Genomic DNA, 11,773 nt, shown 5'->3' with positions numbered 1-11,773 from the left:
GTGCTACTTGCCCCTCTGGTCCTCGTGCCACTGGGCGAGAATCGCGGATGCCTTCTCCGTGAGACGGCGCCCGTCCCACAGGCCCAGTTCCTTAGATCGTTTGATGCGCTCCGACATGGTGGCCTTGCCGATGCCCAAACGGCCGGCCAGCTCCCCCTGGGGGGCGGTTGTGCCGGTGGCCCGCATGCGCGCCAGCTCGGCAACCAGCAGTGCGTAGTCCTCTTCACTGCGGCAGCGTTCCGGCACCGGGTACGGCTCGTTCATCGCCCGGTCCTCCTGCTCGGCCAGGGCGGCCCGCGCCTGGGCCTTGATCTCCGCAAGCGGGATCTGCCGCAGCAGAGAGGCGGGAATGCCGTCTGTCTCCTGCGCCTCGTCCATGAGGCGATGGATTTCGTTCTCCGGGTCGGAGCCGCTGATGCCCAGCTGGATCGTCAGCTCGGACGGTCCGTTGAAGGGGGCGTGGACAGGGCAGCTCGCTGTCACGAGCCAGGGTCCGTAGGAGCGGTGCCAGACCAGTTCATTGCCGTGGCGCGTCCACTCGGGAGGCGCCGCGTTGTCGTCAGGTGTGTTCACGACGACGACATTAGCAGTCTCCGAACCTGCTGCATGATGTTCGGAACTGTGTCGGTCAACACACTCCCGAACGTCGTGCAACAGGTTCGGAATGCTGCATGCTGGAGCTACGCCGGACGACAACGGGGCGGAGCCGCCGCCTACCGGACCGGCGCAGGGAAGGACGACGTGAGCGCCGAGCAGACCCGCTTTGACGTGATCGAGACGACGCACCCCGACGGACGGGCGGAAGGGAAGGGCTTCATCTTCCGGCGAAGTGCATGCCCCCGCTGCTTCGACGGCGGGCACCCCCAGTGCATAGACGGCCTGGAGTGCGGCGTTTGATCAACAAGCTGATGACCGTGGACGACGTCGCCGACTACCTGGGCAAGCCCTGCTCGTGGGTGTACGGCAACTGGCGGCGCGAAGCGCTGCCGTTCAAGAAGGTCGGGCAGGCGCTGCGGTGCCGTCCTGCCGATCTGGAGAAGTGGATTGACCAGCAGGCCGGTTGATTGGTTGTGCTGACGAAGCGGCCCCCGAGGCGACTCGGGGGCTTTTCCGTTCCTGGAGCAAGGGGAGAGCCATCACGGCAGCCGTGAAGCCCACTGGTCTGATCTGCGCAGGATGCGGGGAGCCATGGATATTCGAGCGCCCGCGAGGGAAGGGCGGGCGGAACCCGGCCACGAATCCGGCGCACCCGGAGTGCAAGCAGAAGCGTGACAACCAGAACCGCGCCGCATCCCGCGACCGGAAGCGCAAGGGGCTACCGCCGAGGAAGCGGCCCGACCCGGCTGACGCTCTCGATATCGCGTGGCGCGCCGGGGGTTACGTGGAGGATGTCCTTCAGTTCGCGGCACCACCGGGAGCCTATGAGCACCGGGAGGACGAAAAGCGCATCCATGCGGACGTGCGGTTTTCCACTGTGGAGGACCGGCGTGCTGTGGCCCGCTGGTTCCTGGACACCAGGGAGTCCAAGGGAGGGGCCGAGGCGGGCCGGACTGCCAAGCGCCGCGCCCTGGTCATCGGCTCTGCCCGGCCCTGGTGGGATTCCGAAGTCATGTGCACCCGGGGCCGCATCGAGTCCATGAAGCCCTTCACACTTGGTGTGTGAGAAGAGCGGGCGTGCCCCTGTCCAGGGGTGCGTCCGTTTTTCCTTATTACTGAGGGAAGGTTCAATCCCCCTTGGAGTCAAGGCCGCTGGGCGGCGGTCCTCTGACGCGGACGAGAGTCCGGGCCTGTTTGAAGTCCAGAGCATTTCGTGAAGGTGCTCGAATGCAGCTCTGCGGATACCTGCCTGTGAGACCACAGCGGATGACGGAGAGTCGGTCCTCTGCCCCTGATCGGTTTTTTGGGGGTAGGGGACCTGTCTTCTCTTACGTTGTCCTGTTGTGACACAGAGGCAGGGGCCGCCTTGAGCGCGGCCCGTTTCCCGATTCTGCTTCTTGTGTTGATTAGATCTTGAGGAGGTGTCGCCATGAGCGACCCCCGGACCGTTTCCCCCTCCCCGGAGCCCGAGCCGGCCGAGGCCACCGATGCCGCCCAGGCCGAGGACCGCCGCGGGCACGCGTACGAGACGGCGAGGGTCGAGATGTATGCCCAGGCCGTGAAGGGCGGTTTCACCGTCCCGGATGCGTACGCCGATTACCTCGACTTCTCGAAGCTCGTCTGCGAGGACGGCACGCCGTCAGCTGAGGCCATCGCGCAGGTTCTCCATCCGTTCCGGCCCAAGGAGCCAGTATTCGCCCAGAGGCTCGGCATGGGCCGCCAGGGCGACGGCCGCGCATTCCCCGCCCGCCACGTACCCCTCGACGTCCGCCACCGATAAGAGCCCAGGAGCTTCTACTTGACCTTCGCCTACCAGAATCCCGCCACTCACACGTTCGTCCCGGAAATCTGGGATGCCGACCTGCTGACTCAGTTTGACCCGCTGCTGGTGTGGGCGTCCCGGCTGGTCTCCAACAACAAGTACGAGGGCACCATCGCCAGGCAGGGTGATGTGGTCCATATCAACTCGCTTCTGCGGCCCTCGGTCGGGGATTACAAGCTGCCGGACGGCATGAGCGCCCAGCGGCCGGAGACCGTTGACCAGAAGCTTCCCGTCACCGAGGCGAAGTACCTTCAGGTACTGGTCGAGAACGCGGAGCGCGTGCAGCTCACGAGCGGCCTCGACTCGCCCGTCAACCAGCAGATGATCCGGGCCCTGGCACGGGAGGCGGACACGTTCATGGCGAACGTGATCACCTCGGCCGCAACCCCCCTGCCGAACGTCAAGGTCCCGGCGGGCAGCGCCCCTCAGGCGCTGTACGGGGCGATCCTGGACATGATGCTGGCCCTGGACGACAACGACGTCCCCGGCGGCCGTTACGTGGTCATCTCGCCCCGCGTGAAGCGGCACCTTGCTGAGCACCCGGCCATTGCGAATGCTGCCGCGTACGGCGAGAGCGGCGTTACCGCGAACGGTGTCGTGGCGCGTCTGGCGGGCTTCACGGTGCTGTGCACCACGGCCATGCCCAAGGGCGTGGATATCGTGGCCGGGCACTCGGAGTTCGCCACCTACGCATCGCAGTTCACGGGATTCCGTCAGGGCCAGTCTGAGAAGTACCGGGCCGACTACATCGACACCCTCCACCTGTACGGCGGAAAGGTAGTCCGCTTCCCCGAGCTGGACACCAAGAAGCCGGATAACACTTTTGATGAGTCCAAGCCTACGAAGGGAATCGTGAAGGCCACCGTGGAATGGGTGGCAGCTTCCTAATGTGTCGACGGTGAGTCCGGGGCGGTTCTCTTGGAGCCGCCCCCCTCGCCTCCCGCCGATCGGCCGCAATCGGAACCAGCGCGATGCGCGATAGTCGGTGTCCTTTTCTGGCTTTCGCGACACGGTGCCGTGACCATTTACCATTCCGAGCCTACGGAGGCTCTACTTCAAGGGTACGCGCAAGAATTTTTACCTGGCGTCTGGCGCGGGATAGAGGGTCAAGGGCGGAAGTCGCGGTTTTGGCTCGCTTCTCAAAAAATTTGATACCCGTACACGGTCGAAGGACAGGGCCCGCGGCGGGTCCTATTCTTTTTCTAATAGGCATTACCCCCATTTTGAGTAATGGTCTAGAAATCCGACTGTTACTGTTCCGTTATAGCGATGGGGCAAGATGTTGATCAGTACCGCAGCAGCGAATGCGGCAGCCGTCAGAGCAGCGCTCCGGCCACTCACTGAGACTTCACCTGCCAGTCCGAATCAAAGGATTCCCGCGCCATGCGTAAGACCGTTCTCGTTCCCGTGCACAAGAGCTACTGCGACGCCCATATAGCGCGCGACGGGAGCGAGGTAGAGGCGACGGCAACCCTGACCCTGGGAAGGCATACGTGGGACCTCTGCCTGGAACACGACGTCACGTTCGGCCGGTACCTGACGGACGCCCTGGGGGTACCCGCTGAAGCGGAGGGCGCAGAGCGGGATAGTGGGAGTCAGGCCCCCACTATCAGCGTTGCAACGGACGACGACGAGCCGCAGCACGACCAGGGCAGCCGAGCAACGGACGGCGTCGACACCGAGGTTGAGCGCGACGAGCCGAAGCGTCCGTCTGCGCTGGTCAGTGGTGAGGTGCCCGGGTACTCGATCGATGAGGCACGGGAAGCGGTGCGCAACTGCGGCTACGAGGTGGTGGGGCGCGCTGATGACTCCACCGTGCTGATCATCTGCGGTGAAGGTGCGGAGCGGAATACCACGAAGCTCGCTGACGCGAGGGAACACGATCTGCCGTGCATGGACGCGACCGTGCCGGGACGGTTCAAGACAGCTGTGCGGGCTGGTGAGTTCACCGGTGGCGACTCGCTTCCGGAGCCGGTGAAGGTCGGCCGGTCGGGGCTGAGTGAGCGGGAACGGAACAGGTTGGTTCGTTCGTGGGCCAGGGACAACGGCTTCACGGTGCCGGAGAAGGGGCGCATCCCGATGCACGTACGGCACGCCTACGAGCTCAACCGCAAGACCGCACCCGTGGAGGAAGCGGCAGCGGCCTGAGTACCGCGCCATGGTGGCGGGCGCCCCGTGCGCCCGCCCTCCCACATCACCCTGCACAACTCCCACTCCTGGACATCGAGGAAGCATGAGCACCCCCGTCTTCTACGGCCCCATCGGCCGGGCCATCCGCAAGATCACCCCGTTCCTTGAAGCTGATGCCCTGGGGGTCTATGTGGCGGCGTTGTCGATGTGGTCGGCCGCCATCGGTGGCACGGTCAAGGTGTCATCCCGAGGCAGTGCACGGCCCGTGCTGGTGTGGTCGGCCCTGGTAGCCGGGACGGGCAGGGGCAAGGGAACCGCACTGCGGGCCGCGCTTCACGTCCTGGACAAGCCCCTGGGTCGCTTCCTGGCCACCCACACCACATCCGGCATCACGTCCGGCGCGAGCATGGTGCACCACCTGTGGGAACAGCAGGAAGCGACCGCCGAAACCGAGCACGGTCGGGACGTGCGGACCCTGGTTGTCGAAGAGGAGTGGACGGAGGTCTTGAAGCGGGTCAAGCGCGACCCGTCGTTCACCACCAAACTCCGGGCCGCGTGGGACGGGGCAACGCTGCGCAACACCACCAAGGAAGAGGCCCAGGAAGTCCGCGACCCCGCCATGGTCCTCCACTCACACATCACACCGTCCGACTGGGCCAAGTACGTGGGCGAGACCGAGGCGGCCGGGGGCTCGTACAACCGCATCCTGCCCTACCTGCTCGGCTCAGTGCCGATGCTCGACGACGACCGCGTCAGCCTGCCGAAGCTGGACGGCTTGGAGCTGTCCCACGCCTACACGTGGGCCACCGCCCGCCCCCGCGTGATCACCCTCGCCGAGGAAGCCCGGCCCCTGTGGCGCATCGTCCGCCGGTACGCGCGCATCCTGGGCGAGACCCTGCCCGAAGCGCAGGCCGTGTTCATCGAGCGCACGGCCGAACAAACCCTTCGGGTCGCAGCCTGCCTCTCCGCCTCCGAATGCTCCGAAACCATCACGGACGACATGCTGTTCGCCGCCTTCACCCTCGTACGCCGCTCCGTCCAAGACGCCGTCCGCATCACCCGGGGCGCCACCACCCCGAAGACGAAGCGCCAGCCGCTCAGCCTCGCCGACAAGGTCCGGGCCCGCATCGAGATGCACGGCGGCCGGGCAACCTCCTCTCAGATCCTCCCGTACGTCGGAGCGACGGCCGCTGAGGTCAAGGCACTACCCGGAATCACCGTCACCGTGGACCGGTCGGGGAAGACCGGCCGACCGGCCACCGTTTTCACACTCCGCGGTGACAGTTCCGATCACTCCAGCCGCCAGCCGGCGAGCGCGGACCGTGATCGAAACCGGCCCCGTTCCTGCCACCCAGAGCCGCAGCCGGCCAGCGCGGAGCGTGAGGAGAACCGCGCCACGGTCCTTCACCTCGACGCCTACCGCCCGGCACCTATTCCGGCCCCGGAGCCGACGCGGGACTCGGTGAAGCGGTTGGAACCGCTCGTCAGCACCAACCCCTTCCGAGCACTTCTCTAACCAACCAACAGAGACGCCCCGGCCATGATGGCCGGGGCGTTCTTGGTTTGCTTTGGTTCAGCTCACCACAGCGCGAGCGATCAAAGTCCCGATGTGGTCAGGCTCGGGAGCGTCGAGGACCCGCACTTCCGCCTTCTCGAATCCGGCTCGCAGAAGGAGGCTTTCCCACTTCCGGGGCGTGTAGCTGTACCGGTACGTGTACATGGCCTTGCCCGCAAACCCTCCCTTGTACATGCCCTGTGGCCCGTACGCGCCAGGGATGGCCGGAGGCTGGGAGAAGGTGAGCACGCCACCCGGATTCAACCGCTTGGCGACGAGCGGGAGCAGCTTGGCCGGATCGGTGAACCAGGCTGCCCCGAAGATCGAGTAAACGGCGTCGTAGGTGTCCGTCGTGGTGCCCAGGTGGTCCAGCACTTCGGCACACACGAACCGAGCTCCCAACGGACCCCACCGTTCAATGGTGTTCGCGACCATGACGGGAGAGAGGTCCACGCCCGTTGCCTTCACGCCTTGCAGCGCGAGGCAGGCCAGCGCCCGCCCGGTACCGCATCCGATCTCCAGGACGGTTCCCGGATCACCCAGCAGTTCGGGGCCCGGCCCGTGCCCGGCGTACTGCGTCCAGCAGAAGACGGGATCAGCATCGAACACCTTGTCCTTGGTGCTCTCCGCGAAGGTGTCCCAGAGTTCGCGTTCGCTTTCGATGTTGTGTCGTGCGGGCAACGGCGTTTCCTCTGTGTCGGCGCAGGCAAGAGGGTGCCCCCGCCCCTCGTTCGGAGTCCGGGGGCGAGGGCACTCTAGTCCCGCGTCAGTGGCTGTCGGGGACCTTGTTGTCACACGGCGAGCATTCGGCAGCGTCCACCTGCCACAGCTCGTCATCGAGATCGAAGCCGTTCCGGTGGATGATCTCCGCCGTGCGCATCACCGTGCCATCCCGGCGACGTTCGATCAGCGGCGCGTGGTGCTTGTACTTCCCGGCGTTGTACTCGTCGCACAGGGCGAAGTACAGGGGCGTGTCGAGTATGAGCTGGTGGACTCCAATGTCCACCGTGTACCCGACGCCCATGTCCACGCCGGGGTTCTCCATCGCTGTGACCAGGTAGGCGATGCCCTGTCCGAGGATGCGTTCGGCGAGGCTTCGGACGGCCACGCTGTCACGCAGCAGAAGACGAACCTCACGCTCCCACAGGTCCTCGACTCCCACATCGCTGACCAGGTGCGGTACTCGCTCCTGCACGGCGTTGAGGATGATGCGCGGATCGCGGGTCCGCGTCTGGAGTGCTGTTGCCACCATGTTCCCTTTCTCTCGATGGAGCGGGGTGGTGCGCTGGACCCCGTCCAGCCGCCGACCGCCATGCAGGCGACCGGGCGGGAGTCTTCAATAAGGGCCGGTCTACGCGTCGTGGCCCTGGTCGCGCTGGCTTCGCTGCGCCGACTCGGCGTAGATCAGCGCGTTGATGAGCTTGCGGGCGGTGGGCAGAGGCACGGTCCCGAGGAACAACGACGGCTCACCGGAGAGGGAAGCACGGCCCAAGAGCTGGGGCCAGGAGTCCGGGTCTCCGACCTTGATGCCCATCTCCGCCAGCACCCGCCCGAACATGAACGCGGTGTCGTCGGCTTTCTTCTTGCCAGCCAGGAAGGCATCGGCTTGCTGTGCGGCTGCTTCGGTGTCCGTGGCCATGAGGAGACGCTAGGGACCGGGCGGTACCTGGTGCGAGAAAGTTGCAGGTAATTGCGGGCCAGTTAGCCGAGGGCAGCGATCGCTGTTGTGATCAAGCTGCGTGCGTGTGGCCCGTACACGGCACATCGTTGCAGCTCAGCGAACGTGTTCAGGTACTCGTGGACTTCGCTCGGGGTGGTCACGTTGACCGCTGCGGTCACAAGCTCCACTTGCACGCGGGCTTCGTCGTAGATCCGGAAGGACTCGACCGGCCACAGGGTCCGGCTGACGTTGAATGGGATCACACCCAAGCTCACACGGGGCAACGAGATCACGGAGAGGAGGTGACCGAGCTGACCGGCCATTGCCTCAGCGTCTCCGAGTTGGTATCTCAGCACCGACTCTTCGAGCAAGAACAGGAACCGGTGGGTTCCCCGCCGGATAACGTTAGCCCGTTCCATCTTGGCTTCGATGGCCTGTTCCAGGTCTTCCTCGGAGCGGCTTGCTCCGGCCGACCGGGACATGATTGCTCGCACGTAGGCGGGCGTCTGGAGAACCCCAGGGATCACGTCGGAGGTATAGAAGCGGAACAGGTCCGTCTGCTCGTACAGAGCGGCGTAGGAATCTTGGAGACTCCGGAGCCCGGCCGACTTCAACCGCTTCCACTCGACGTACATGGACTCAACGGCACGGGATATCGCGATCAGGTCGGCCACCTGATCCTCTGCGCCACAGGCAGCGCACCAAGCCCTGATGTCCGCCTCTGAGGGTGCAACCTTGGCGTCTTGGATACGGGAGGTCTTCGCCGGGTGCCACCCGCAACGTGCCGACAGCTCACGGCCGTTGAGCTGAGCATCCCGGCGGAGGTTTTGGAGACGATCAGCGAGCGCCTTACGGGCAGCTTGGGCGCTTGACGACGCAGAGGCTGGCGACATGAGCGGGTGGTCCGGTGGTCGGTTGTGGCGAGGACGGTCAGACAGAGAACTTCTCGTGGGGGACAGCCCGGTCCCACACCGCCTCAAAGGCGGAGGTGCACAGCCTCACCACATCAGGCTCAGTCCGCAGCTCCTTGGGCGGCTCAGCCCAATCCCCGCTCCCGGTGAAGTGGTTGAACACCACAGTCTTGCCGTCGAACACCCAAAAGTCGTTACCGGGCAGCGCGATGTCAGACGCCTGTCGACGCGGGAGCCATCGGACCAGCTCACCGGAGGCAATGTTGACGTTCGTGCCTCCATGCTCATACCGGATGTAGTCGGTCACCGGCTCCGAGACGATTCGGGCACGCCGGATGACCACGCCACGGTCTACGGTGGCCCGGATCATCTGTACCCAGTCATGCCAGTAATCCGAGTTCGGGTCGTTGTCCCGCTCCCCGGTGCGGAGCCAGTGAGCAAAGCCCGACGACTCACCCCCGACGCCGTAGGCATCACGCATCTCCAGGTGCACCGCTGAGTGAGCGCTGTTGGCCAGCAGCTCATCAAAGCTCGGAACTACCAGCTGCCCTACGCTCTGCGACATCACACGCCTTCCTGATGATCGGCACCATGCGTGCCGGAATCCGCATGACCCACTCGTGAGCGGGAATCCCCGCCGAGTGGTCAGGTGCCCAGCTCTGGCCATCCACCAGAGCAGCCAGTACCGCATCCGCTTTCTCGCCCTGGAAGATCAGGTCCGCTGTCTCTTCCTCGACCCACACCGTGGGCGAGCCGTCCTTCTCTGTGTCAGGGTCGATCCCGATGAACTCTAGAGTCACGGCTGTCTCTCCTGTCGAGTCAGTTGCGCGATCTTGCAAGATCGGTGCTGACCCATCGTCGCGCCTACCCGTACCGGGTGTCAGCGGTTTGGTCAACCTTGGACTCCATGGCTGTCCGGTGGTCACATGACCAACGCGTGACCAACAGAGGGCAGGAACGGTCCGAAACCCGCAGGAAAAGCCGGGTACCATAGGCTGGCAGCAAAGCCCCTAGAGTTGGTGTTTCCGCAGGTCAGACCCCTGATTTGCTGGTGCCCGAGAGGAGAGTTCAAGTCCCCCCTCGGACACCGGCTGAGACCCCAGTTCATCTGGGGTCTTTTGCGTTTCCGGGCGGTGGCGTGACCCACCACGTGACCCGCGGCCCGGCGATTACGCCCTTGGACCAGAGGCAGGCGCGGCACAGCCCCACGCAGACAGGCCCCCGGCATCAAGCGGATTCCAGGGGCCGTTGTCATGCAGTCGGAGCCCTACGCGGCCAGCAGGCCGCCGCGCTTCAGGAGCGGTATGACGTGGTCCCGCACGGCCGGAGCCAGTTGGACATCCGGTTTGTCGGCGTCGATCCACCGCATATCCGCCAGTTCGGCTGCCGGGCGGGGAAGACCACTGATTCCCGCCGTGAAGACCGTCATCCGCATGGGCACCTTCTCCAGCACGGCCAGGGCTTCGATGTCGGCCAGCAGCCGCGGGTCGACCGGGTGGACTCCGAGTTCCTCGTCGAGTTCCCGGGTCAGCGCTTCGGCCGGCGTCTCGCCCGGATCAGGCTTCCCGCCCGGGAGGTAGAACACCTCCGGCGCCGCCTTCTTGCTCACGACCAGCAGCCGCCCCTGCTCCACGACAGCCGCGGCCACGACCAGCAGCGGGGCGCCCCTGTCGGCACGGCTCGCGGGCGCGTACGTCTCCTCCTGTGGCGTCATGCCGATCAGTATTTCAGGCCGTGAAGACCGGCCTCTCGCGTGCTCCGGGACCGGCTGGTCAGCGCACCCGTACCGACAGGCACGTCACGCAGCCCTCCAGTTTCTCGAATTCTGTGATGTCCACCGGGACCGGGTGGAGGCCGTGGGTCGCGAGGAGGGCGGCGGTGCGGGGGGCGTTCGACGAGAGGAGGACGTGGGGGCCGCCCAGGAGGACCACGTGGGAGCCGGACTCCTCCGGGACGGGGAGGAAGCGGGGGAAGCGGGACAAGAGGGAGGAGTCGCCCACGAGGGGCGGGTGGCCGAGGACTGTGCCGTCGGGCAGGGCGGTGACCGCGGACTTCAGGTGGAGGACCTTCTCCACCGGTACGGGCACCACGCGCGCGCCCAGCGGTTCGAATGCGGCGCGGAGTTGGCGTATCCCCTCGGCGTCCGTGCGGCCGCTCCTGCCGGCATAGACCGTGTCGCCCACCTTGAGGACGTCTCCCCCGTCGAGCGTGCCGGGCGCGCGGACGTGGTGGACGGTGAGGCCGAGCGCCTTCGCGGCCTCCTCGGCACCGGCGGTCTCGGGGCGGCGGGAGGGCGCCGCGGAGCGGGCGATGAGGGCGGCGGTGCGGAAGACCACCATCGCGTCCTCGATGAAGACCGCGTCCGGGCAGTCGTCGGCGGGCGGCACCTCGACCGTCCGCCAGCCGTGGTCGCGCAGCGCCCCGCAGTAGTCGTCCCACTGCCGCAGGGCGAGTCCGGTGTCGACGGGGGTGCGTGCGATGTGGGTGACCAGGCCCTCGGCGAGGCGCGGGCCGGGGCGGCGGACCAGGGCGGTTCTGCCGGGCATGTGGGCTTCCTCTCCACGGGGGTTGAGCCGGTACGGGCGTGCGTATCATCTGCCTGGTGATCTCCAACCGTGCCCGTCGCGCCGCCCCGGAAACCGCTCCCTGCCGGATCACCGTGTGCCGTGGCTGCTGCTGCGGCGACCCGCGGAAGGTGCCCGGGGTGGACCACGCGGAGCAGCCGGCCCGGCTGCGGGCGGCCGTCGGGGACGCGGCGCAGGTGCGGGTGTCGGAGTGCCTCGACGTCTGCGATCAGGCGAATGTGATGGTCGTGCAGCCGTCGGCCGCGGGCCGGGCGGCGGGTGGCCGGCCGGTCTGGCTGGGCCTGGTCAACGACGACGACGCGCTGGCCGACATAGCGGCGTGGGTGCGGTCGGGGGGACCGGGGGTGGCCGACCCGCCGGGGGTGCTGGACCTCTACGAGTTCACCGCGTCGTGGCGGGCCGGCAAGGCGCTCGACGGCTAGGTAGTGTCTGATGGCTCTTTGACGAGGTCGCGGAGCCAGATGACGATGGCGGCGGTGGCCAGGGTGCCGTGGAAGATGTAGTCACGCTTGT

The 11,773-nt window shown here is 66.3% G+C and carries 16 protein-coding genes; 7 read left to right on the top strand and 9 right to left on the bottom strand.

The window, feature by feature from the left end; translation table 11 throughout:
- Positions 1-3: 3 nt before the first annotated feature.
- Positions 4-573 carry a hypothetical protein gene (locus ACH427_RS24575; RefSeq protein ID WP_398872551.1) on the bottom strand — a complete coding sequence of 190 codons (570 nt, stop codon included), beginning with the start codon at positions 571-573 and terminating at the stop codon, positions 4-6.
- Between the two features lie 320 nt (positions 574-893).
- Here ACH427_RS24575 and ACH427_RS24570 point away from each other — a divergent pair, with 320 nt between their 5' ends.
- From ACH427_RS24570 to ACH427_RS24545, 6 genes are all read left to right on the top strand, one after another.
- Positions 894-1,064, top strand: a complete 171-nt coding sequence (locus ACH427_RS24570) for a helix-turn-helix domain-containing protein (protein ID WP_398872549.1) — start codon at positions 894-896, stop codon at positions 1,062-1,064.
- 395 nt (positions 1,065-1,459) lie between these two features.
- Positions 1,460-1,663, top strand: a complete 204-nt coding sequence (locus ACH427_RS24565; protein WP_398872547.1) for a hypothetical protein — start codon at positions 1,460-1,462, stop codon at positions 1,661-1,663.
- Positions 1,664-2,026: 363 nt separating this feature from the next.
- Entirely contained in the window at positions 2,027-2,377 is a 351-nt protein-coding gene (locus ACH427_RS24560) for a hypothetical protein (RefSeq protein WP_398872545.1), read from the top strand.
- An 18-nt stretch (positions 2,378-2,395) separates the two neighbouring features.
- Positions 2,396-3,307, top strand: a complete 912-nt coding sequence (locus ACH427_RS24555; RefSeq protein WP_398872543.1) for a hypothetical protein — start codon at positions 2,396-2,398, stop codon at positions 3,305-3,307.
- Between the two features lie 495 nt (positions 3,308-3,802).
- The gene (locus ACH427_RS24550; RefSeq protein WP_398872542.1) at positions 3,803-4,567 is read left to right on the top strand and encodes a histone-like nucleoid-structuring protein Lsr2; all 765 of its coding nucleotides are present in this window, start codon (positions 3,803-3,805) and stop codon (positions 4,565-4,567) included.
- Between the two features lie 85 nt (positions 4,568-4,652).
- Positions 4,653-6,065 (top strand): DUF3987 domain-containing protein, encoded by a 1,413-nt coding sequence (locus ACH427_RS24545; protein ID WP_398872540.1) that lies wholly within the window; start codon positions 4,653-4,655, stop codon positions 6,063-6,065.
- A gap of 57 nt (positions 6,066-6,122) precedes the next feature.
- Here ACH427_RS24545 and ACH427_RS24540 read toward each other — a convergent pair whose 3' ends face one another.
- From ACH427_RS24540 to ddaH, 8 genes are all read right to left on the bottom strand, one after another.
- Entirely contained in the window at positions 6,123-6,785 is a 663-nt protein-coding gene (locus ACH427_RS24540) for a class I SAM-dependent methyltransferase (protein ID WP_398872538.1), read from the bottom strand.
- Between the two features lie 85 nt (positions 6,786-6,870).
- Positions 6,871-7,356 (bottom strand): hypothetical protein, encoded by a 486-nt coding sequence (locus ACH427_RS24535; RefSeq protein ID WP_398872536.1) that lies wholly within the window; start codon positions 7,354-7,356, stop codon positions 6,871-6,873.
- A gap of 99 nt (positions 7,357-7,455) precedes the next feature.
- Positions 7,456-7,743, bottom strand: coding sequence for a hypothetical protein (locus tag ACH427_RS24530; protein WP_358240389.1), 288 nt, complete (start codon positions 7,741-7,743; stop codon positions 7,456-7,458).
- A 62-nt stretch (positions 7,744-7,805) separates the two neighbouring features.
- Complete coding sequence (locus ACH427_RS24525; protein WP_398872534.1) at positions 7,806-8,657, bottom strand: helix-turn-helix domain-containing protein; 852 nt, start codon at positions 8,655-8,657, stop codon at positions 7,806-7,808.
- A 37-nt stretch (positions 8,658-8,694) separates the two neighbouring features.
- Positions 8,695-9,240, bottom strand: coding sequence for a DUF6879 family protein (locus tag ACH427_RS24520; protein WP_398872532.1), 546 nt, complete (start codon positions 9,238-9,240; stop codon positions 8,695-8,697).
- On the bottom strand, positions 9,200-9,475 hold the full coding sequence (locus tag ACH427_RS24515; protein WP_398872530.1) for a hypothetical protein: 276 nt from the start codon (positions 9,473-9,475) through the stop codon (positions 9,200-9,202). Before ACH427_RS24515 ends, ACH427_RS24520 begins: the two co-directional genes overlap by 41 nt.
- Positions 9,476-9,942: 467 nt before the next feature.
- On the bottom strand, positions 9,943-10,389 hold the full coding sequence (locus ACH427_RS24510) for an NUDIX domain-containing protein (RefSeq protein WP_398872528.1): 447 nt from the start codon (positions 10,387-10,389) through the stop codon (positions 9,943-9,945).
- Between the two features lie 58 nt (positions 10,390-10,447).
- On the bottom strand, positions 10,448-11,221 hold the full coding sequence (gene ddaH, locus ACH427_RS24505; protein ID WP_398872527.1) for a dimethylargininase: 774 nt from the start codon (positions 11,219-11,221) through the stop codon (positions 10,448-10,450).
- Between the two features lie 59 nt (positions 11,222-11,280).
- On the opposite strand from ddaH, the gene ACH427_RS24500 reads away from it, so the two are divergent.
- Positions 11,281-11,682 (top strand): (2Fe-2S) ferredoxin domain-containing protein, encoded by a 402-nt coding sequence (locus ACH427_RS24500; protein WP_398872731.1) that lies wholly within the window; start codon positions 11,281-11,283, stop codon positions 11,680-11,682.
- The last annotated feature ends 91 nt before the right edge of the window (positions 11,683-11,773 follow it).

Source organism: Streptomyces sp. NPDC020379 (assembly GCF_044387105.1).
Classification (GTDB): domain Bacteria; phylum Actinomycetota; class Actinomycetes; order Streptomycetales; family Streptomycetaceae; genus Streptomyces.
The sequence above is the reverse complement of the archived record's forward strand: the minus strand, read 5'-3'. Positions and strand labels throughout refer to the sequence as shown.

What these genes read in the sequence shown, in the direction of transcription:
- ACH427_RS24560 (WP_398872545.1), top strand. Translation starts at nt 2,027, where the DNA reads ATGAGCGACCCCCGGACCGTTTCCCCCTCCCCGGAGCCCGAGCCGGCC.
- ACH427_RS24550 (WP_398872542.1), top strand. Translation starts at nt 3,803, where the DNA reads ATGCGTAAGACCGTTCTCGTTCCCGTGCACAAGAGCTACTGCGACGCC.
- ACH427_RS24545 (WP_398872540.1), top strand. Translation starts at nt 4,653, where the DNA reads ATGAGCACCCCCGTCTTCTACGGCCCCATCGGCCGGGCCATCCGCAAG.
- ACH427_RS24535 (WP_398872536.1), bottom strand. Translation starts at nt 7,356, where the DNA reads ATGGTGGCAACAGCACTCCAGACGCGGACCCGCGATCCGCGCATCATC.
- ACH427_RS24530 (WP_358240389.1), bottom strand. Translation starts at nt 7,743, where the DNA reads ATGGCCACGGACACCGAAGCAGCCGCACAGCAAGCCGATGCCTTCCTG.
- ACH427_RS24525 (WP_398872534.1), bottom strand. Translation starts at nt 8,657, where the DNA reads ATGTCGCCAGCCTCTGCGTCGTCAAGCGCCCAAGCTGCCCGTAAGGCG.
- ACH427_RS24520 (WP_398872532.1), bottom strand. Translation starts at nt 9,240, where the DNA reads ATGTCGCAGAGCGTAGGGCAGCTGGTAGTTCCGAGCTTTGATGAGCTG.
- ACH427_RS24510 (WP_398872528.1), bottom strand. Translation starts at nt 10,389, where the DNA reads ATGACGCCACAGGAGGAGACGTACGCGCCCGCGAGCCGTGCCGACAGG.
- ddaH (WP_398872527.1), bottom strand. Translation starts at nt 11,221, where the DNA reads ATGCCCGGCAGAACCGCCCTGGTCCGCCGCCCCGGCCCGCGCCTCGCC.